Origin of the sequence: Amycolatopsis sp. NBC_00438 (assembly GCF_036026695.1) — a bacterium.
In the GTDB taxonomy this organism is placed as follows: domain Bacteria; phylum Actinomycetota; class Actinomycetes; order Mycobacteriales; family Pseudonocardiaceae; genus Amycolatopsis.
The window spans coordinates 6,632,309-6,651,895 of the sequence record NZ_CP107923.1 but is presented as its reverse complement, the minus strand read 5'-3'; the positions used below and the strand labels follow the sequence as shown (position 1 = coordinate 6,651,895).

Below are 19,587 nucleotides of genomic sequence, written 5' to 3'. Positions count from 1 at the left end.
GTTTGTTACTGGAGTTCGGCGATGCGCCGGGCCAGATAACGGCGTTCCGCGTCGGTCGGTGCCAGCTCCAGCGCCTCCCGGTACGCCGTCGCCGCCGCTTCGCCCCTGCCGAGGCGACGCAGGAAGTCCGCCCGCGTCGCCGGGAGCAGGTGGTAGCCGGCCAGGTGGCCGCCGTCCGCGAGCGCGTCGACCAGGGCCAGGCCCGCCGACGGGCCGTCGGCCATGGCCACCGCGACCGCCCGGTTCAGCTCGACCACCGGGGACGGGTTCAGCCGCGCGACCAGCTCGTACAGCCGGGCGATGCGCGCCCAGTCGGTGTCCTCGGCGCGCGCCGCCGTCGCGTGGCACGCCGCGATCGCCGCCTGGAGCTGGTACGGGCCCGGCCGGCCGAGCGTCAGCGCCTCGTCCAGGACAGTGACGCCCTCGTCGATCAGCGCGCGGTCCCAGCGGGTGCGGTCCTGGTCGGCCAGGGTGATCAGGTCACCGTCGTCGTCGGTGCGGGTCGCGCGGCGGGCGTCGTGGAACAGCATCAGGGCCAGCAGGCCGCCGGTCTCCGGCGCGTCCGGCAGCAGACCGGCGACGACGCGGGCGAGCCGGATCGCCTCGGCCGTCAGGGCCTGGCGGACCAGGTCGGCGCCCGCGCTGGCCGAGTAGCCCTCGTTGAACAGCAGGTAGAGCACGCCGAGCACCCCCGACGTCCGCTCGGGCAGCAGCTCGGCGGGCGGGACGCGGTAGGGGATGCGGGCATTGCGGATCTTGCGCTTGGCCCGCACGATCCGCTGCGCCATCGTCGCCTCGGGCACCAGGAACGCGCGGGCGATCTCCGGCGTCGTCAGCCCGGCGAGCGTCCGCAGCGTCAGCGCCACCTGCGCTTCCAGCGGCAGGGCCGGGTGGCAGCAGGTGAACATCAGCCGCAGCCGGTCGTCCGGGACGTCGTCGGATTCCGGTGCCGCGTCGTCGGCGGGTGCCGTGACGGCCAGCTCGCGCAGCCGGTTCGCCTCGGCGGTGCCGCGCCGCAGCTTGTCCAGGGCCCGGTTGCGGGCGGTCGTCGTCAGCCACGCCCCGGGGCGGCGCGGAACGCCGTCCCGGGGCCAGGTGGCCAGCGCCTTGGCGAACGCCTCCTGGGCGCACTCCTCGGCCAGGTCCCAGTCGCCGGTGACCCGGATCAGGGTGGCGACGACGCGGCCCCACTCGGTGCGGAAGGCCTCGTCGACGGCTGCGGAGACCGGCTCGGTCACTCCCACACGGGCCGCAGCTCGATCGCGCCGAACTTCGCGACCGGGTGCGCCGCGGCGACGTCGATCGCCTCGGCCAGGTCGGCGCAGTCGAGGATGTCGTACCCGGCGATCTGCTCCTTCGTCTCGGCGAACGGGCCGTCCGAGACGAACGTGCCGCCGTCGCGCGGCCACAGCGTCGTCGCGTCGCTGACCGGCCGCAGCTGGTGGCCTTCGAGCCGGCGCGCGCCGGCCACGGCGACCCAGTCGTCCGGCTTGTCTTCCGCCGTGCCGACGAGTTCGGGGTCCACGCACACCCACATCAGGAACTTCATGACTCAGTCCTCCCAGAACGGCCGGATCTCGATGGGAAACCGCCCGGCGGACGGGTGCGCGGACGCGATCGCGATGGCCTCGTCGAGGTCCGCGCACTCGACGACCTCGCAGCCGGCGACCCATTCCTTCGTCTCGGCGAACGGGCCGTCCGACGTCAGCCGCCGCCCGTCCCGCACCCGCACGGTGACGGCTTCGGCGGGCGGCCGCAGCAGCGTCCCGGCGTGGCTCGCGCCGCGGGCTTCGACGTCCCGCAGCCAGGCGACGAACTCCGGCTGGGCGTCGATCTCGGGCGGGCTGAACAGCTCCGCGCCGTCGTCGCAGATCATCAGCATGTACCGCAAGGGCTCCTCCTGATCGTCCGGTGCAGCTTCTCACCCACCCGACGCGGCCGCGGCCCGGAATCGACAGGGCCCCGGGAGAAACCCGGAAAGTTTTCCCCGGGGCCGGTCGATCCCGGGGACCGGCGGCGTCGTCGGGGCGAAACCCCGAGCCAGAGGAGCCGTCATGATCCCGGTCAGTCAGCTGTGGACCGTCACCTGCCAGAGCGAGCGGGACCGCCGCCGGGCCGAGGAGCGCCTCGGCCGGCTGGTCGCCCGGTGGACGCGCCGCCTGCGCCGGTCGCGGGTCAGCCGCTGACCGAGCACCCGCGCACCGGGACCGACGGTGCCGGGAAAATCCTTTCTGCAATTTGCCGTTGCTCATTTCCGAGGCCGCGCAATGGTGGGTTGCTGGCGCGCTCCACCTGGGATGAAGTTCGGTGATCCTTTTCCGGAAATAACGTGTTCTCTTTTCTCGGCAACACATTTGCGGCGATGGAAAGCGTCATCTACAGTCCGGCAGATCTCGGCCATACCGGCCGGTTTCCTTGATCTGTCCAGTGTTTTCCGGGAGTGTCATGTTCCGACGCGCCTCGCTGCGGCGATTCGCCGCGCTCTTTTCCGCCGGGCTCTTGCTGGCCGGCTGCAACCAGGCCGGTGGAAGTGGTTCCGCGGGTGGCAATGTCGAGAAGCCGGCCATCCGGGTCGCCATCTTCACCGCCGTCGACCTCGCGACGTTGTGGCTGGCCCAGCAAGGCGGCTACTTCAAGGCCGAGGGCCTCGACGTGCAGACCGACGTCGCGACCAGCGGGCAGGAGTCGCTGAACCGCATGGCGAAGGGCCAGGACGACATCGCGTTGTCCACGTACACCCTGTTCTTCCTGGCCAAGAACAGCGGAACCGCCGACGTCCAGCTGGTGGCCGACGCGACGTCGGCGAGCCCGCTCAGCAACGAGGTCGTCACCGTGCCGAACTCGCCGGTGAAGACCGTGGGCGACCTGGCGGGCCGGCGGATCGCGATCAGCTCGAAAAACGCCGCCTCCGACATCCTGACCCGGTCGGTGATGCGGGACCACGGCATCGATTTCGCCAAGGTGCAGTGGGTCCCGATGCCGCTGCCGGAAATGGGCGCCGCGCTGGCCCAGGGCAAGGTCGACGCCGCGTACCAGCCGGAGCCGTTCCTCACCCAGGCCGCCAAGCTCGCCGGCGCGTACCCGGTCGTCGACGCCGCCAGCGGGAGCACCCAGTCGTTCCCGCTGACCGGGTTCGGCGCCACCGGCAAATGGGTCCAGGACCACCCCCGGACGATGGCGGCGTTCCAGCGCGCGATGCTCAAGGCCACCCGCGACTCGGTGGACCGCGGCCGGATCGAGCCGCTGGTCGTGCGCAACGCCAAGGTGGACCAGGACATCGCGAGCCTGATGGTGATGCCCACGTTCGGCTCGACGCTGGACGCCCGCCGCATCCAGCGCGTCCCGGACCTGCTCCAGCAGCTGGGCATCATCCAGACGAAGGTCGACGCTTCGGAGATGATCGCGCCGCAGTCCGGTACCGGCTGATCCGGGTAATTCCACGACCGAAGGCGGGTGCGCACTCTGCGCACCCGCCTTCGGTCGTTTTGCGGACGTCGGCTCTTCCCCTCGCGGCCGTCCTTCGCGAAATTTTCGGACCGGCCCGGAAGATCCGGAAGTTGCCGGTTCGCACCTTGACACGGCCCGCGCCGCGCTCCACCCTCTTCATACCGACCGCGCGGTACGGACTGGTCCACATGGTGAGAACTAGAGGGGTCATCGATGACACTTCCCGGCGAGGGCCTGCTCGTGGTCGACGGCCTGACCGTGCGGTTCGGTGGTCTCACCGCGCTGCGCGACGTCCGGCTGAGCGTCGACGAAGGCACCGTCGTCGGCGTCATCGGGCCCAACGGTGCCGGCAAGACGACGCTCTTCAACGTCATCTGCGGCTTCGTCCGCCCCCAGTCCGGGCGCGTCCTCTGGCGGGGGACGCCGCTGATCCGGCACCGCCCCGAACACCTCGCCGGGCTCGGCATCGTCCGGACGCTGCAGGGCCTCGGCCTGTTCGCCGGGCTGACCGTGCTGGAGAACGTGCTGGCCGGCGCGGGCCGGCACGCTCGCACCGGGGTGCTCCCGGCGCTCGCCGGTGCCGGCCGCTCGGCCCGCGACGAGGCCGACCTCACCGAGCGCGCCCGTGCGACCCTCGGCGAGCTGGGGATCGCCGAGCTCGCCGACCGGCTGCCCGGCGTGCTGCCCTACGGCGTCCGGAAACGCGTCGCGCTGGCCCGCGCGCTGGTCGCGGAACCGGACCTGCTGCTGCTCGACGAACCCGCGAGCGGGCTCTCGGCCGCCGAGCTGGTCGAGCTCTCGACGTTGATCCTGTCGCTGCGGCGGCACATGGCGGTCGTGCTGGTCGAGCACCACATGGACCTGGTGATGCAGGTCTGCGACCGCGTCGTGGTGCTGAACTTCGGCGAGGTGATCGCCGCGGGCAGCCCGGCCGAGATCCAGGCCGACCCCCGCGTGGCCGAGGCCTACCTCGGTGACCCCGCCGAGGAGGCACCCGGTGCTTGAGATCGACGGCCTTTCCGTGGCCTACGGCGCCGTCCGGGCGCTCGACGGCGTCAGCCTGACCGTCGATCGCGGCGGCATCACCGCCGTGCTCGGCGCGAACGGCGCGGGCAAGACCACCTTGCTGCGCACGATCAGCGGCCTGCAGCCGGCCCGCGAAGGCCGGATCACCTGGGACGGCACGGAACTGCGTGGCCGGGCGCCGGACCGGATCGCCCGCGGCGGGGTCGCGCACGTGCCCGAAGGCGGCGGCGTGATCACCGAGCTGACCGTCGAAGAGAACCTCCGCCTCGGCGCGCTGTGGCGGCGTGACCGCGCCGACCGCGCGGCCGCCAAGCGTGAGGTGTACGAGCTTTTCCCGCCGCTGGAAGAACGTTCGGCCAAACTCGCCGCGACGCTCTCCGGGGGCGAGCGGCAGATGCTGGCCATCGGCCGGGCCCTGATGAGCCGGCCCGAACTGCTGCTGCTGGACGAACCCTCCCTCGGTCTCGCGCCGTTGATCACCGCGCGGATCATGCGGATCCTGCGCGACCTGCGGGCCTCGACCGGACTCACCGTGGTGCTCGTCGAGCAGAACGCCCACAGCGCGCTGTCCATCGCGGACAACGGGTACGTCCTCGCGCTCGGCAGCGTGGTGGCGGTCGACACCGCGGCGGAACTGCTGGCCGACGACGGCCTCCGCCACGCCTATCTCGGCTTCTGACGCTGCTGACCATCAAACGGGAGGTGAACGGTCCGGTATGCAGGAATTCCTCGACCTGACCCTCGGCGGGATCTCCGCCGGTGCGGTCTACGCGGCCCTCGGGCTCGCGCTGGTCATCATCTACCGGGCCACCCGGGTGGTGAACTTCGCGCAGCCCGCGCTCGCCCTCATCTCGACCTACCTCGCGTACTCGGTGACCAAGGGGACGGGCAGCTACTGGCTCGGCTTCGCCGTCGCGATCGTGGCCGGGACGCTGCTGGGCGTCGTGACCGAACGGCTGCTGATCCGGCCGCTGCGCCACCGCTCCGAACTGAGCTCGATCATCGTCACCCTCGGGTTGCTGCTGGTGCTGCAGGCGGTCGCCGGGATGATCTGGTCCAACGAGCCGCTGGCCTACCCGTACGCCTTCGACTTCGTCGGCCGGTTCTCCGCCAACGACCTGTTCGTGGTGCTGGTGGTGCTCGCGATCGCGGCGCTCGTGCTGGTGGTGTTCAAGTACACCCCGCTCGGCCTGCGGATGCGGGCGGCCGCGTTCGCCCCGGACGTCGCGCGCACCCTCGGCGTGCGGGTCGGGCTGATGCTCACCGTCGGCTGGGGGATGGCCGCGGCCGTCGGCTCGCTGGCCGGATTGCTGGCCACCCCGCCGTTCCTCTTCCCGAACGTGCTGGACGGCGTCTTCGTCTACGCGCTCACCGCGGCCGTGCTCGGCGGGCTCGACAACCCGCTGGGCACCATCGCCGGCGGGTTCGTGCTCGGCGTCGGACTGTCCTATGTGTCCGGCTACTTCGGACCGGAGACGGTGACGATCGCCGCGCTGGTGATCCTGGTGATCGTGCTGACGTTGCGACCGGCCGGGCTGTTCGGCCGCGCGAAGGCGAGGCGGGTGTGAGCGTGCGCACGAGTCTTCCGGAGGCACCGGCCGGCTCCCCGGCCCGGCCGGGCAACCGCCGGCTGCCCCCATTGGTCCTGCACATCCTGGCCGCGCTGGGCGCGCTGGCCGTCATCGTGGTGCTCACCCTGGTCACCGACGAGTTCACCAACCTGCGGATCGCGACCGTCGGCTACTACCTGATCGCGGTGGCCGGCCTGACCCTGCTGACCGGCCTCACCGGCCAGGTTTCCCTGGGGCACGGCGCGTTCATGTTCATCGGCGCGTACACCGTGGCGCTGCTGGTGCGCCGGGTCCCGGCGTTCCCGCTGTGGGCCGACCTGCTGCTCGCCGCGGCCGCCGGCGGTCTCGGCGGCTTGCTGGCCGGGGCCGCCGCGGCCCGGCTGCGCGGGCCGTACCTCGCCGGGGCGACGCTCGCGCTGGCCGTCGGCCTGCCCGCGCTGACCCGCCGGTTCCAGGACTTCCTGGGCGGCAGCAACGGGTTGAGCTTCACCGTCCACAGCAGACCGGCCGGCCTGGCCGGCGTCGTCCCGGAATTGCGCTGGCAGACCTGGATCGTCTGGCTCAGCGTGCTCGTCGCGCTGGTGTTCGTGGTCAACATCGTGCGCGGCAAGCTCGGCCGGACCTTCCGCGCCGTCCGCGACGACGAGGTCGCCGCCGCGCTGAGCGGGATCCACGTCGGACGCACGAAGATCCTGGCGTTCCTCGTCAGCGCGGTCTGCGGCGGTCTCGCCGGTGGCCTGCAGGCGTACCTGCTCGGCACGGCCGCGCCCGGCTCGTTCACGCCCGCGCTGTCACTGAGCCTGCTGGCCGCGGTGGTCCTCGGCGGGCTCGGGTCGCTCTGGGGCGCGCTGTGGGGCGCGATCGCGCTCGTCTACTTCCAGGCGTGGTCCGAAGACCTCGCCGACGCGCTCCACCTGAACACCGACGTGGCCAACAACCTCCCGCTCGCGGTGTACGGCGTGATCCTCATCGTCGTCGTGCTCGCTTTCCCGCGCGGCATCCAGGGCGGTTTCCAACGGCTTCGCGGGCTTCTCCGTCGCACCGCCGAAAAGAAGGAGAACCATGAGAACCACTAGAACCGTCGCGGGAATCGCGGTGTTGGCGCTCGCGCTCAGCGCGTGCGGCGGTGCGGGGGAGTCCGACACCAGTGGCACGCAGGCCGCGGATTCGGCGGTCGGCGTCACCAAGGACTCGGTGGTGATCGGCACCCACCAGCCGCTCACCGGGCCGGCCGCGCCGGGCTACAGCAAGATCTCCGTCGGCGCCCGCGCGGTGTTCCAGTCGATCAACGACGGCGGCGGGATCAACGGCCGCAAGATCGACTACAAGGTCGAGGACGACGGTTACAACCCGACGAAGACCGTCGAGGTCGTCAAGAAGCTCGTGCTGCAGGACAAGGTGTTCGCGATCGTCGGCGGGCTCGGCACGCCGACGCACTCCAAAGTGGTCGACTACCTGAACACCGAAGGCGTGCCGGACCTGCTGGTGTCGTCGGGCGCGCTCGCCTGGGACAACCCGCAGAAGGCGCCGATGACCTTCGGGTACCAACTGGACTACACCCGGGAGGGCAAGATCCAGGGCAAGTACATCAAGGACACCTTCGCGGGCAAGAAGGTCGGCTACTTCACCCAGAACGACGACGTCGGCCGCGACACCCAGGCCGGCCTCGACCAGTTCATCAAGGACCAGACGGTCGCCAAGCAGGGTTACGACAGTGCCAACACCGACGTCACGCCCCAGCTGTCCGCGCTCAAAGCGGCCGGCGCGGAGGTCGTCGTGTGCGAGTGCATCCCGGCGTTCACCGCGCTGTCCATCCTGGCCGCGGCGAAGATCGGCTACAAGCCGCAGTTCGTCGTCAGCAGCATCGGCGCCGACCCGGCGACGCTTTCCGGGCTGCTGCAGGACTTCGCCAAGCGCGGCGGCGCGAGCGTGTCGAGCGCGCAGCTGCTCAACGGGCTGATCGGCACCGGTTACCTGCCCGACGTCGCGCAGACGTCCGACCCGTGGGTCGCCTACTTCAAGGGCATCCACGACAAGTACATCCCCAAGGAGCAGCTCACCAACACGCTGTTCTACGGCATGGTGCTGGCCTACACGTTCGCGCAGGCGCTCAAGGCCTCCGGGCCCGACCCGACGCGGCAGAAGATCGTCGAAGCCATGAGTTCCGGTTCCCTCAAAGGACCGGGCCTGACGCCGTTCGGATTCTCGAAGGACTCGCACTCGGGTTACACCGGCGGTTACGTGTTCAAGATCAACCCGGACACGACCACGACGGTGATCCAGCAACCGGCCGTCACCGACCGGGGCACCGGCGCGATCACGCCGTACAGCGGCGAACGCGCCACCCCCGACCAGGTGAACCTGCTGGGGAAGTGAGGAGACGTGGGCCGGTTCGCGGCGCCGCGCGAGCCGGCCCACCCCCTCGCTTAAGGTGAAGACATGGCGGTCAGGGAAAAGGTCGTGCGGGCCGCGGTGCGCTTGTTCGCCGAGAAGGGGTTCGGGGCCACGACGGTCCGCGAGATCGTCGAGACGGCCGGGGTCACCAAAGGTGGCCTGTACCACTACTTCGAGTCCAAGGAGGACCTGCTCCTGGAGATCTACACCGCGATGCTGCGGATGCAGACCCAGCGGATGCGCACCATCGCCGAGTCGGACATGCCGCTGCCGGAACGGTTGCACGCCATCATCGCCGATGTCGTGGTGACGTCCATTGCGGACCTCGACGCGGCGACCGTGTTCTTCCAGTCGTTCCCGCTGCTCGAAAAGTCCAAACAGGTCCAGGTGCGTGCCGAACGCCGGAGTTACCACGAGCGGGTGCGCGACCTCGTCGAGGAAGGCCAGCGGTCGGGCGTCTTCCGCGCCGACGTCCCCGCCGACCTGGTGATCAACTACCACTACGGCGCGATCCACCGGCTCCACATGTGGTACCACGCCGACGGCGCGCTGTCCGGCGAGCAGGTGGGGGAGCACTTCGCCAACCTCATGCTGCGCAGCCTCCGCCCGGAGCCGCCGGCGGCCGGGTAGGCCGGGCCTATCGTGGACGGCATGCACATCGTGGCCGTCCTCGCGCCGGACCGGGTCGTCCCCTTCGACCTGGCCACGCCGATCGAGGTGTTCTCGCGGACGACGCTGCCGAGCGGGCGGCCGGCGTACGAGGTCCGGATCTGCGGCGCGAGCCCCGAGGTCGACGCCGGCGCGTTCACGCTGCGGCCGCCGTTCGGCCTCGACGGGCTCGACGACGCGGACACGGTCATCGTGCCGGGCCGCGACGCGAACCCGCCGGTGCCTCTCGACGTGCTCGACGCGCTGCGGCGGGCCGCCGCGAGGGGCGCGCGGATCGCGTCGATCTGCTCGGGCGCGTTCATCCTGGCCGAGACCGGGCTGCTCGACGGCCTCCGCGCGACCACGCACTGGGCCGGCGCGGCGGAACTGGCCCGGCGGCACCCGGCGATCGACGTCGACCCGGACGTCCTCTACGTCGACAACGGCCGGTTCCTGACCTCGGCGGGCGCGGCGGCCGGCCTCGACCTCTGCCTGCACCTGATCCGCCGCGACCACGGCTCGGCGGTGGCGGCCGACGCGGCCCGGCTGTCGGTCATGCCGCTGGAACGCGAGGGCGGCCAGGCCCAGTTCATCGTCCACGACCAGCCGCCGGCCCCGCGCGGCTCGGCGCTGGAGCCGGTGCTGACCTGGCTGGAGGAGAACTGCGCGAAGGAGATCTCCCTCGAGGACGCCGCCGCGTACGCCGGGATGAGCACCCGCACGCTCAACCGCCGCTTCCGCGAGCAGCTGGGGACGACGCCGCTGCAGTGGCTGCTGCGGGTGCGGGTCCGGCGGGCCCAGTACCTGCTGGAGGCGACGGGGTACGCGGTGGACCGGATCGCGGGCGAGGTCGGGTTCGGGTCACCGACGGCGTTCCGGGAGCGGTTCAAACGGGTCGTCGGAACGAGCCCGCACGCCTACCGGGCAAGTTTCCGCGCCGGCTGAGGCTCCCGTGGCCGGTCGTGAGTGGTTAGGGCGGTTCTAACCGCCCTAACCACTCACGACGAGCCGCGGCAGACCACCCGCCGTCGGCGCGCGCCTCGCGGCCGAGCTGGGCGGGGACCCGTATCTCCCGCTCGTCGGCAGCATCCTCGCGGACCCGACGCCCGAGCAGGCGCTCCACCGGGTGCGGCAGCGCGATCGAAGCCGTGACCGCGTTCGGCTGGGCCATCGTGGCGTTGCACCGGATCGGGCTGTACGTCGAGCCGTGGCACCCCGGTTCGGTGCGGGCGGCGGAAAACGCGGGCTACCTCCGCGAGGGACTGTTGCGCGGCCACCGGGAAATCGGCGGTATCCGGCGCGCCATGCCGCTCTGCGCCACGACGTGGTCGTAGCTAGTCCGCTCTGCGCAAGAGGAAGTCCCGGGTCGAGCCCATGCCGTACTTGTCCACCGGGCTCGACAGTGCCGCGACCTCCCGCAGCACCGGCCGGACGTCGACACCGTCGGCGAGGGCCGCGGCGCAGAGGGCGTTGAGCGCCAGGAGTTCGTCCCGCGGGTCGGCGCCCTGGTCGCAGGCCGAGAAGTGCAGCAGCCGGGTGCGGAAGTCCGCGTCGGGCAGGGACACCGCCCAGCGGAACGACGGGTACCGCTCGAACAACGCCCGGACGGCGGCCCGTGCGTCGTCGCCGCCGGTCGCGTAGTGGTCCAGCAGGGCGCGCAGAACTTCCCGCGCGCCGGGCGGAAGGACCACCTCGAACGGCTCCCCGTCGTACGGGGCGTTCGCGATCGGCTCCAGGACGGCGTCCAGGCGTGCGACTTCCTGCTCGAACATGGGGCCACGGTATCGTCGGACGCGTGTCGAGCCCCGAAGCGTCCAGGACCGGGCTGTCGGTCGCCCCGGCAGCCCGGTAGCCCGCTCCTTCACCGCCCGCGTGCCCGGGTCCCCGGGTGACCACGAAGTCGTCTGCCGATCTCGTGATCCCTGGAGCCTGTTGTGCCCTTTCCGGTCTACTTCCTCGCCCTGGCCGTGTTCGCCATGGGCACGTCCGAGTTCATGCTCGCCGGGCTGGTGCCCGACATCGCCGGCGCGCTGGGGATTTCCCCGGCGCAGGCCGGATTCCTGACGTCCGCGTTCGCCGTCGGCCTGGTCGTCGGCGCGCCGTTGATGGCCGCCGTGGCCCGTTCCTGGCGGCGTCGTACGGCGTTGCTGGGGTTCCTGGCGGTGTTCGTCGCGGCGCACGTCGTCGGCGGCCTCACGGGATCGTTCGCCGTCCTGCTCGTGACGCGCGCGATGGCCGCGGTGGCTTACGCGGGCTTTCTCGCCGTCGCCCTCACCGCGGCCGCGGGACTGGTGCCGCCGGACCGGACGGGCCGGGCCCTGGCGGTGCTGCTCGGCGGCACGACGCTCGCCTGCGTCGCCGGCATTCCCGGCGGCGCGCTGCTGAGCGCCGTGTTCGGCTGGCGCGCGGCGTTCTGGGCGGTCGCGCTGCTGTGCGCGCCCGCGGTCGCGGGGGTCGCGCGGATCCCCGACACCCCGGCGACCGCGAAGCCGTCCGGGCTGCGTGCGGAACTCGCCGAGCTGCGACGACCGGCGCTCGCCGGGACGCTCTTGCTGGGCGCCCTGGTCAACGCGGCCACGTTCGGCGTCTTCACCGCCCTGGCGCCGCTGGCCACCGGGATCGCGCCGGTGCCGCTGGTCCTCGCGATCTTCGGCGCCGGCTGCTTCGCCGGCGTGACGGCGGCGGGCCGGCTCGCCGACCGGTGGCCCGGCCGGGTCGTCGCGATCGGCGGGTTCCTGCTGCTCGCGGGCTGGGTCGTGCTGGCGCTGGTCCCGGGCGCGCTGCCCGTCCTGGCGTTCACGCAGGGCGCATTGTCGTTCGCCGTCGGGAGCACGGTGATCGCGCGGATCCTGCGGCTGGCCTCGGGCGCGCCGACGATGGCGGGCTCGTACGCGACGGCGGCGCTGAACGTCGGCGCCGCCGCCGGCCCGGTGCTCGGGGCGGTGGCGGCGCCGGTCTGGACGGCCGTCGTGCTGATCGCGCTGGCTCAGGTGGTCGCGTTGATGTGCAGGACCGCGTCGGCGCCGTCGAGGACCTCGGAGGTGAGCGGGAAGTAACCCGTCTCCGGGATGGCGTCCGTGCGCGTGCGGCCGGGCTCGACCGCGCGCACCAGGCCCCAGCCGTCGACGCGGTCCTGCAGCGACGCCTCGTAGGTCTCCGGCTCGGGCTCCCCGAGCCGGAGCGCGTCGCTGCGCCCGACGCTCCCGGCGACGAAGACGTACCGCTCGCCCAGCAGCGACCCCACGATGGCGCCGGCGCCGGACCACACGAGGTTCGCCACCGCCGAGTTCCAGGTGCTCGTGCCGCGTTGCAAGTGGCTGTTGTGGGCGAACACCATCGTCGGGCCCCGCTGGGCCTCGAGGTCGCGGATGTCGAGGAGATTCTGCGCCATGATCGCGTCCCGGGTGCCGCTGAGGCGCGAATACCGTTCGGCGCCGTCGATCGCCGCCTGCTTGTGGTAGCGCAGCAGACCCAGCCCGGCGCTCAGATGAGTCCGGACGCGGACCCACTCCGCGTGCGAGGTCGCCGCGATCCGCTCCGGCGCGCGGCTGTAGAGCGTGGTCAGCAGGTCGTCGGCGAGCGCACGCAGGGTGTCGGCCTCCGGCGTGGCGCCGGGGGAGGCCGCCGCGTCCATCACGGCTTCCGTGCGGCTCCACCGCTCGTCGTCCCCGGCGAGGCTCGCGACGTCGACGTCGAGGCCCAGGTAGTCGCGGGCGTGCTCGAGGTAGTGCCGCGGGCTGGGCGCGCTCATCATCTCGGTGGAGGCGTCGAAACCGTGGAACGCCAGGCGTTCCTCGGCCGGGAGGTGCTCGTTGTGGTCCCGCATCCAGGCGACCAGGCGGCGGTTGGCGTCCAGCTCGCCGAAGCTGTGCGAGAAGCCTTCCTTCATCGCGGTGTCGAGGGTGCCGACGCCGTCGCGGACGAAGCGGTCCACGGCCAGCGCGGCCACCCGGTCGGTCTCGAGGGCGATCGAGCGGAAGCCGTGCTCGGCCAGCTGGGCGAAGAGTGCGTTGCGCCGCAAGGGAAACGCCGGTTCCTGGTGCGACGGCTCGCCGTAACCCAGCAGGGTGCACGACGCGGGGGCGAAGTCTCGGATGTCCTGACTCATGAGGCTCAAGCGTATCGTTGAAAGAACCGTTGAGACTTCGTCCAAGCCGAGCACGGTAAAGTCTCAACCCGATGAGACCCGCCGACCTCGCCCGGGAGCACAGGCTCTCGAGCCAGGCCGTCCGCAACTACGAGGCGGACGGCTTCCTCCCGCCCGCGGACCGCACCCCGAGCGGCTACCGGATCTACACCGGGACGCACGCGGCCGCGCTGCGCGCCTACCTCGCCCTGATCCGGGGATACGGCCACCCGACGGCCGGTCGCGTGATGCTCGCGATCCACGACGACCACCTCGACGACGCGCTCCTGGTCATCGACCGCGGCCACGGCCGGCTGCTGCGCGACCGCGAGACCCTCGATTCGGTGCGCCGCGCCGCGGGTGACCTGACGGCGGAACCCGCGCCGGACCCGGGCGTCCGGACGATCGGCGAACTGGCGCACCGGCTGCACGTCACGCCGGCGACCCTGCGGAACTGGGAGGAGGCCGGCATCCTGACGCCCTCGCGCGACGCCGCGGGCTACCGCGTCTACCGCGCGGAGGACGTCCGCGACGCCGAACTCGCCCACCTCCTGCGCCGCGGCGGCTACCCGCTGGAGCACATCGCCACGGTGGTCGAGCAGATCCGGACGGCCGGCGGTACCGAGGAGCTGTCCCGCGCCTTGGCCGGCTGGCAGGCGAGGGTGACGGCCCAAGGCCTCGCCATGCTCGACGCGTCGGCCCGGCTCGGCGACTACCTGGCCTTGCGGCGGCGCACGTAGTGGGTGATCAGCAGGACGGTGCAGACCAGGGCGACCGAGCCGGCGATCATGCGGAGGGTGAAATCCAGTCCCGTCACGGAACCGACGGCGTTGGTTCCGGCGCTGACGGCGAGGACCAGCCAGAGGGCCGGGGCGAAGGTGCGGGCGGAGGCGATGGTGTTGTTTTCCATGACCGGAACGTTAGAAGCGGCCGCGGCGCGATTCACTGGCCCGCGCACCCGGAATCGGGGTAGCGCCAGCACTACCGGTGCGTGTCAGCTGTCCCGGCCGAGGTAGGCGAGCACGGCCAGCACGCGCCGGTGACCACCCTCGTCCGAGGGCAGGTCGAGCTTCTGGAAGATGTTGCGGATGTGCTTGAGCACCGCGCCGTCGCTGACGACGAGCAGCTCGGCGATGGTGCCGTTGTTGTAGCCCTCGGCCATCAGCGCGAGCACCTCGCGCTCGCGCGCGGTGAGCGCGTCCAGGGGATCCTTCGCGCGGCTGCGGGCCATCAGCTGGCCGATCACCTCGGGGTCCATCGCCGTGCCGCCCTTCGCGACGCGCTGCAGCGCGTCGAGGAACCGCTCGACCTTGCCGACGCGCTCCTTGAGCAGGTAGCCGACCCCGCCGACGCCGTCGGCCAGCAGCTCGACCGCGTAGCTCGTCTCGACGTGCGCCGAGAGCACCAGCACCGGCAGGCCCGGGTGGATCTCGCGGGCCCGGACGGCGGCGCGCAACCCCTCGTCGCGGTGCGTCGGCGGCATGCGCACGTCCATCACGACGGCGTCGGGCCGGTCCTGCTCGACGAAGGTGAGGAAGTCCTCGGCGTTGTCGAACGTCGCGGCCACCTCGATGCCCGACGTCTTCAGCAGCAGCGACAGCCCTTCGCGCAACAGGGCGTCGTCCTCGGCGATCACGACCCGCATGGCAGCTCCACTCGCAGCTCGGTCGGCCCACCGGGTGGGCTGGTCAGGGTGAGGGTCCCGTCGAAGGCCTCGGCGCGCCGCCGGATCCCGGCGAGCCCGCTGCCGGCGGCCTCTTCGGCGCCGCCGCGGCCGTCGTCGCGGATGTCGATGCTCAGCAGGCCCGCGGTGCCGCCGAGGGTGATCTCGATCTTCGACGCGTCGGCGTGCTTGGTCACGTTGGCCAGCGCCTCGGCCACGACGAAGTACGCGGCCGCCTCGACCGCGGCGGGGCGCCCGGCGTCGTTCTCGACGGTGAGCGCGACCGGCACCGGGCTGCGTTCGCCCAGGGCGCGCACGGCGCCGGCCAGCCCGCGTTCGCTCAGCAGCGGCGGGTAGATGCTGCGCACGACCGTCCGCAGCTCGGCCAGCGCGTCGGTCGCCGTGTCCTGCGCCTTGACCAGCAGGTCCCGCACGGTTTCCGGGTCACGCTCGTACAGCTGCCCGGCGATGCCCAGCTGCAGCACGACGGCGGCGATCCGCGCCTGCGTCCCGTCGTGCAGGTCACGCTCGATGCGGCGCAGCTCCGCCCCGTGCGCCTCCAGCGCGGCCGCACGGGTCGCCGTCAGTTCGGCGACGCGGTCCGCGAGCACGACGCCCGGCCCGGGCTTGAGCAGAGACCGCGCGGTGCGCGCCTGCCAGCGCGCGACCGGTGGCGCGAGCAGCAGCGTCACCGCGGCCATCGCGATCCCGCTGAGGACAGCGAGCCCGGCGGTCGGCCACGAGTGCACGACGATCCCCATCGACGCCTCGATCCCGCCGGGCACCGCCGGCCAGACGAACGCCGTGACGACCTGCTGGACCGCGCCGATCGGCAGGCCGAAGGCCAGCGCGCCGAGGACCAGCCCGGTGGCCGCGTGAAGCGCCAGCCACGCGACGTCGCGGCGGGTCGCCGGGTCGGTCAGCGGGTTGCCGTCGCGGTAGGGCTCGGGGATCGGCTCGCCGAGCGCCCGGGCGGCGCGGCGGCGGTCGAACGCGACCACCTTGCGCGACAACCGGATCGCGGGCGCCACCGACGGGATGCCGATGCCGAACGGGCACAGCACGAGCACGACGAACAGCCCGAGGAGGGCGAAGATCGACAACATCGACGTCGCCGCCCCGACCAGCAGGTAGCGCACCGCCGACCAGCAGGCGCGCACGCGGGTCGTCACCGGGCAAGTCTCCCACCAGGGCGCACCCCACCGGCGTGGTGGTGCTGGCGCTACCCCCGATCCACCTCTCCGCAGGATCGATCGGACGCCACCGCGATCCTAGTTTTGTTGGTACAGAACGAAAGGGATCGTGATGACCACAGGGTATGCGCTGGAGCTGGCCGAGGTGCGGAAGGTGTACGGCCGCGGTGACGGTGCCGTCACCGCGCTCGACGGCGTATCGGTGGGAGTGCCGCGAGGGACGTTCACCGCCGTGATGGGGCCGTCCGGCTCGGGCAAGAGCACGTTCCTGCACTGCGCGGCCGGCCTCGACCGGCCGACGTCGGGCCGGGTGCTGCTGGGCGACACCGAGATCGGCAAGCTGAAGGAAACCGCGCTCACGCAGCTGCGGCGCAGCCGGATCGGGTTCGTCTTCCAGGCCTACAACCTGCTGCCGTCGCTGAACGTGCTGCAGAACATCACGCTGCCGACGCGGCTGGCCGGCCGCAAGCCGGATCCGCACTGGCTGCGGGAAATCGTCGAAGGCGTCGGCATCGCGAAGAAGCTGGAGGCCCGGCCGGCCGAGCTGTCCGGCGGGCAGCAGCAGCGCGTCGCGATCGCGCGGGCGCTCGTCAGCCGGCCCGAAGTCGTGCTGGCCGACGAGCCGACCGGCGCGCTCGACACCCGCACCGGACGGCAGGTGCTCGACCTGCTCCGCGCCGTCGTCGAAGGCATGGGCCAGACCGTCCTGATGGTCACGCACGACCCGGTCGCGGCCTCGGCCGCGCACGGTGTGCTCTTCCTCGCCGACGGCAAGCTCGCCGGCCACCTCACGCAGCCCACGCCCGAGCGGGTCGCGGAGCGCATGACGCACCTCGGGGAGTGGTGACCGTGCTGACCCTGGCCCTGCAGACGATCCGGACGCGCATCGGCGGCTTCGCCGGCGCGTTCGTCGCGATCCTGTGCGGCGCGGCCCTGGTGGCCGCGTGCGGGATCCTCATGGAGTCCGGCCTGCGCGCCGGCGTGCCGACCCAGCGGTACGCGGACGCGGCCGTCGTCGTCGGCGGCACCCAGTCGGTCCGGCCGCCGGGCGCCGACGCGCTGTCGTCGGAGCAGGTCGCCGAGCAGGCCACCGTGCCCGCGGACCTGGCCGGCCGGCTCGCCACGGTGCCCGGCGTGCGCGCCGCGGTGGCGGAGCAGAGCTTCGCGGCGCAGGTGGTGACCCGCGACGGGCAGGTGGTGACCGGTGTCCCGTCGCTGGGGCACAACTGGGACGCGGCGGTCCTCGCGCCCTTCACCTTGAGCGCCGGCCGGGCGCCGGCGACCGACGGCGAGGTCGTCCTCGACGCCGACCTGGCCCAGCGCGCCGGAGTCGTCGTCGGCGACCAGGTGCGCGTCATGACCCGGTCGGCGCCGGTGCCCTACCGCGTGTCCGGCATCGCCACCGCGGCCAGCCTGTCGCGGCAGTCGGCGCTGTTCTTCACGGCGACCCAGGCCGCCCGCCTGGCCGACCGGCCCGGCCAGGTGAACGCGATCGGCGTCCTGGCCGAGCCGGGCGTGGCCCCGGACGCATTGGCCGACCGGGTGCGGGCCGCGACGGCCGGGGCGCCGGTCGAGGTGACCAGCGGCGTCGAGCGCAGCACCGTCGAGTTCCTCGACGTCAGCCAGACCCGCACACTGCTGCTCGCGATCGCCGGCTCGTTCGGCGGGTTCGCGCTGATGGTCGCGGTCTTCGTGGTGGCGAGCACCCTGGCGCTCACGATCAACCAGCGGCGGCGCGAGTTCGCATTGCTGCGCGCCGTCGCGGCGACGCCGAAGCAGATCCGCAAGCTCATCGGCGTCGAGACGACGCTCATCGCGCTGGTCGCCGGCGTGCTCGGCAGCGTGCTGGGGCTGGCGGTGGCCTCCGGCATGCGCGACGCGTTCGCCGCGATCGGCGTCATCCCGGCGGACTTCGGCCTGGCGATCGGCCCGCTCCCGCTGGTGGCCGCGGTGCTCCTCGGCCTGGGCGCGGCGCGGCTGGCCGCCTGGACGGCGTCGCGGCGGCCGTCGACGATCAAGCCGGTCGAGGCGCTGGGCGAAGCCGCGGTGGAGCGGCGCGAACTCGGCAAGGTCCGGCTCGTCACGGGCTGGGCGCTGGTGCTGATCGGTCTCGGCGGCGCGGCGGTCCCGCTGTTCGTGCACGGTGAGGCGGGCACGGCGGCGTCGTCGATGGCGACGCTCGTGGCGGTCATCGGGCTGGCGGTCGTGGGTCCGCGGGTGGTCGGGCTGATGGTGCGGGTGCTCGCGCCGGTGCTGTCGCGGGTGTCGCGGATCAGCGGCTACCTGGCCGCGGCGAACAGCCAGGCCAACACGCGCAGGCTGGCGGCGGCGGTGACCCCGCTGATGCTGGCGGTCGCGTTCGCGCTGTCGATGTTCTACAGCCAGACGTCGGCCTCGGCGGCGGCCGAGCAGCAGACGGCGCGGTCCACCACGGCGGACTACGTCCTCACCAGCCCGGCGGGCGGCGTCTCCCCGGAGGTCGCGGAGGCGGTCCGGCGCGTCCCAGGCGTGGCGGCGGCGACCCCGGTGGTGCGCACGCAGGTGATCGTCGCGACGCCCACGGGCGAGGACATGGACGTCCAGCGCCTGCCGGCGCAAGGTCTGCTGGGCGACCAGGCCGGCGCGACCCTCGACCTGGGCGTCTCGGCCGGCCGCCTGACGGACCTCACCGGGAACACGGTGGCGCTGAGCGAGTCGGAGGCCAGCTGGCTGGGCAAGAAGATCGGCGACGAAGTCGACTTCTACTACGGCGACGGCGTTCCGGCCGCACTGCGCCTGGTCGCGACCTACACACACGACCTGGCGTTCGGCGACTTCGTGCTGCCGGCCTCGCTGGCCCGCGCCCACACGAGCGACCAGCTGGACGACTCGGTCCTGGTCCGCCGTTCGCTCACGGCCGACCCGGCCGCGGTGTCCGCCGGCCTGCTCTCGGTCGCCGGCCGCTACCCGGGCCTGGGTTTCGCCTCGACGTCCCCGGAAACCGGCGGCGAACGGCAGGCGCAGTTCTACCTGAACCTGGTGGCGGTCGGCGTGCTGATCGGCTACGTGGCGATTTCGGTGGCCAACACCCTGGTCATGAGCACCGCCCAGCGCGGCCGCGAGTTCGCGCTGATGCGCCTGGTGGGCACGACACGTGGCCAGGTGATCCGGATGATGCGCCTGGAGGCGCTGGCGACGGTCGGGGTCGCGGTGGTCGCCGGGACACTGGTTCCGTTGCTGCCGCTGGCGTTGCTGAACATGGGCCTGCGGGGGACGGTGATCCCGTCCGGCTCGCCGACGGTCTACATCGGAATCATCGCGGGCGCGGTACTGCTGGGCCTGCTGTCGATGGGCCTGGCAACCCGGGTGGCGCTGCGAGCCCGCCCGATCGACGCCATCGGCCTGCGCGAGTAGTCACCGGCAAGTCCGTGAAGGCCTCCTTGAGGGACTCTGAGTCCCTCAAGGAGGCCTTCACGGAACTGGATGCGCAGGGGATGCCTCGCGGTTCGGTGGCGACCGAAACTTTCGGCTCCGAAAAGC

23 protein-coding genes are annotated in these 19,587 nt (G+C 72.4%); 14 read left to right on the top strand and 9 right to left on the bottom strand.

Going from position 1 to position 19,587, the window contains the following annotated elements:
* Positions 1 to 5 precede the first annotated feature (5 nt).
* From OG494_RS29765 to OG494_RS29755, 3 genes are read right to left on the bottom strand one after another with little or no spacing between them, the layout of a single operon-like run.
* Entirely contained in the window at positions 6 to 1,238 is a 1,233-nt protein-coding gene (locus OG494_RS29765; protein ID WP_328444308.1) for an RNA polymerase sigma factor, read from the bottom strand.
* Complete coding sequence (locus OG494_RS29760; RefSeq protein ID WP_328444306.1) at positions 1,235 to 1,549, bottom strand: YciI family protein; 315 nt, start codon at positions 1,547 to 1,549, stop codon at positions 1,235 to 1,237. The genes OG494_RS29765 and OG494_RS29760 overlap by 4 nt, the downstream gene beginning before the upstream one ends.
* 3 nt (positions 1,550 to 1,552) lie before the next feature.
* On the bottom strand, positions 1,553 to 1,891 hold the full coding sequence (locus OG494_RS29755; protein WP_442874294.1) for a YciI family protein: 339 nt from the start codon (positions 1,889 to 1,891) through the stop codon (positions 1,553 to 1,555).
* Positions 1,892 to 2,054: 163 nt separating this feature from the next.
* Between OG494_RS29755 and OG494_RS29750 the strand changes: the two genes are divergently transcribed.
* Entirely contained in the window at positions 2,055 to 2,186 is a 132-nt protein-coding gene (locus tag OG494_RS29750; RefSeq protein ID WP_328444304.1) for a hypothetical protein, read from the top strand.
* Here the strand turns inward: OG494_RS29750 and OG494_RS29745 are convergent.
* On the bottom strand, positions 2,176 to 2,376 hold the full coding sequence (locus tag OG494_RS29745; protein ID WP_328444302.1) for a hypothetical protein: 201 nt from the start codon (positions 2,374 to 2,376) through the stop codon (positions 2,176 to 2,178). The two genes, OG494_RS29750 and OG494_RS29745, sit on opposite strands and share 11 nt — an antisense overlap.
* A 69-nt stretch (positions 2,377 to 2,445) precedes the next feature.
* Between OG494_RS29745 and OG494_RS29740 the strand changes: the two genes are divergently transcribed.
* The 9 genes from OG494_RS29740 (at position 2,446) to OG494_RS29700 (ending at position 10,420) form a co-directional block, all read left to right on the top strand.
* On the top strand, positions 2,446 to 3,426 hold the full coding sequence (locus tag OG494_RS29740; RefSeq protein ID WP_328444301.1) for an ABC transporter substrate-binding protein: 981 nt from the start codon (positions 2,446 to 2,448) through the stop codon (positions 3,424 to 3,426).
* Positions 3,427 to 3,660: 234 nt separating this feature from the next.
* Positions 3,661 to 4,452 carry an ABC transporter ATP-binding protein gene (locus OG494_RS29735; protein WP_328444299.1) on the top strand — a complete coding sequence of 264 codons (792 nt, stop codon included), beginning with the start codon at positions 3,661 to 3,663 and terminating at the stop codon, positions 4,450 to 4,452.
* Positions 4,445 to 5,152, top strand: coding sequence for an ABC transporter ATP-binding protein (locus OG494_RS29730; RefSeq protein WP_328444297.1), 708 nt, complete (start codon positions 4,445 to 4,447; stop codon positions 5,150 to 5,152). Before OG494_RS29735 ends, OG494_RS29730 begins: the two co-directional genes overlap by 8 nt.
* Positions 5,153 to 5,189: 37 nt before the next feature.
* Complete coding sequence (locus OG494_RS29725; RefSeq protein WP_328444295.1) at positions 5,190 to 6,041, top strand: branched-chain amino acid ABC transporter permease; 852 nt, start codon at positions 5,190 to 5,192, stop codon at positions 6,039 to 6,041.
* Between the two features lie 2 nt (positions 6,042 to 6,043).
* Complete coding sequence (locus OG494_RS29720) at positions 6,044 to 7,120, top strand: branched-chain amino acid ABC transporter permease (RefSeq protein ID WP_328444293.1); 1,077 nt, start codon at positions 6,044 to 6,046, stop codon at positions 7,118 to 7,120.
* Entirely contained in the window at positions 7,107 to 8,420 is a 1,314-nt protein-coding gene (locus OG494_RS29715; protein WP_328444291.1) for an ABC transporter substrate-binding protein, read from the top strand. The genes OG494_RS29720 and OG494_RS29715 overlap by 14 nt, the downstream gene beginning before the upstream one ends.
* 63 nt (positions 8,421 to 8,483) lie before the next feature.
* Positions 8,484 to 9,068, top strand: coding sequence for a TetR/AcrR family transcriptional regulator (locus tag OG494_RS29710; protein WP_328444290.1), 585 nt, complete (start codon positions 8,484 to 8,486; stop codon positions 9,066 to 9,068).
* A 21-nt stretch (positions 9,069 to 9,089) separates the two neighbouring features.
* Positions 9,090 to 10,031, top strand: coding sequence for a GlxA family transcriptional regulator (locus OG494_RS29705; protein WP_328444288.1), 942 nt, complete (start codon positions 9,090 to 9,092; stop codon positions 10,029 to 10,031).
* 203 nt (positions 10,032 to 10,234) lie between these two features.
* Positions 10,235 to 10,420: a GNAT family protein gene (locus tag OG494_RS29700; protein WP_328444286.1), complete on the top strand. Its 186-nt coding sequence runs from the start codon at positions 10,235 to 10,237 to the stop codon at positions 10,418 to 10,420.
* Here OG494_RS29700 and OG494_RS29695 read toward each other — a convergent pair whose 3' ends face one another.
* Positions 10,421 to 10,858, bottom strand: a complete 438-nt coding sequence (locus OG494_RS29695; RefSeq protein WP_328444284.1) for a hypothetical protein — start codon at positions 10,856 to 10,858, stop codon at positions 10,421 to 10,423.
* 162 nt (positions 10,859 to 11,020) lie between these two features.
* On the opposite strand from OG494_RS29695, the gene OG494_RS29690 reads away from it, so the two are divergent.
* On the top strand, positions 11,021 to 12,142 hold the full coding sequence (locus OG494_RS29690) for a Cmx/CmrA family chloramphenicol efflux MFS transporter (RefSeq protein ID WP_328444282.1): 1,122 nt from the start codon (positions 11,021 to 11,023) through the stop codon (positions 12,140 to 12,142).
* On the opposite strand, the gene OG494_RS29685 is transcribed toward OG494_RS29690, so the two are convergent.
* Positions 12,073 to 13,194, bottom strand: coding sequence for an erythromycin esterase family protein (locus OG494_RS29685; RefSeq protein WP_328444280.1), 1,122 nt, complete (start codon positions 13,192 to 13,194; stop codon positions 12,073 to 12,075). The genes OG494_RS29690 and OG494_RS29685 overlap by 70 nt on opposite strands.
* 71 nt (positions 13,195 to 13,265) lie before the next feature.
* Here OG494_RS29685 and OG494_RS29680 point away from each other — a divergent pair, with 71 nt between their 5' ends.
* Positions 13,266 to 13,952, top strand: a complete 687-nt coding sequence (locus OG494_RS29680; protein WP_328444278.1) for a TioE family transcriptional regulator — start codon at positions 13,266 to 13,268, stop codon at positions 13,950 to 13,952.
* Here the strand turns inward: OG494_RS29680 and OG494_RS29675 are convergent.
* The 3 genes from OG494_RS29675 to OG494_RS29665 form a co-directional block, all read right to left on the bottom strand.
* Positions 13,925 to 14,122 carry a hypothetical protein gene (locus OG494_RS29675; protein ID WP_328444277.1) on the bottom strand — a complete coding sequence of 66 codons (198 nt, stop codon included), beginning with the start codon at positions 14,120 to 14,122 and terminating at the stop codon, positions 13,925 to 13,927. The genes OG494_RS29680 and OG494_RS29675 overlap by 28 nt on opposite strands.
* A gap of 84 nt (positions 14,123 to 14,206) precedes the next feature.
* Positions 14,207 to 14,857 (bottom strand): response regulator transcription factor, encoded by a 651-nt coding sequence (locus tag OG494_RS29670; protein ID WP_328444274.1) that lies wholly within the window; start codon positions 14,855 to 14,857, stop codon positions 14,207 to 14,209.
* Entirely contained in the window at positions 14,845 to 16,047 is a 1,203-nt protein-coding gene (locus OG494_RS29665) for a sensor histidine kinase (RefSeq protein ID WP_328444272.1), read from the bottom strand. The genes OG494_RS29670 and OG494_RS29665 overlap by 13 nt, the downstream gene beginning before the upstream one ends.
* A 133-nt stretch (positions 16,048 to 16,180) precedes the next feature.
* Between OG494_RS29665 and OG494_RS29660 the strand changes: the two genes are divergently transcribed.
* Positions 16,181 to 16,915 carry an ABC transporter ATP-binding protein gene (locus tag OG494_RS29660; RefSeq protein ID WP_328444270.1) on the top strand — a complete coding sequence of 245 codons (735 nt, stop codon included), beginning with the start codon at positions 16,181 to 16,183 and terminating at the stop codon, positions 16,913 to 16,915.
* Positions 16,916 to 16,917: 2 nt separating this feature from the next.
* A complete protein-coding gene (locus OG494_RS29655; RefSeq protein ID WP_328459058.1) occupies positions 16,918 to 19,461 on the top strand; it encodes an ABC transporter permease in 2,544 nt (847 codons plus the stop codon).
* The last annotated feature ends 126 nt before the right edge of the window (positions 19,462 to 19,587 follow it).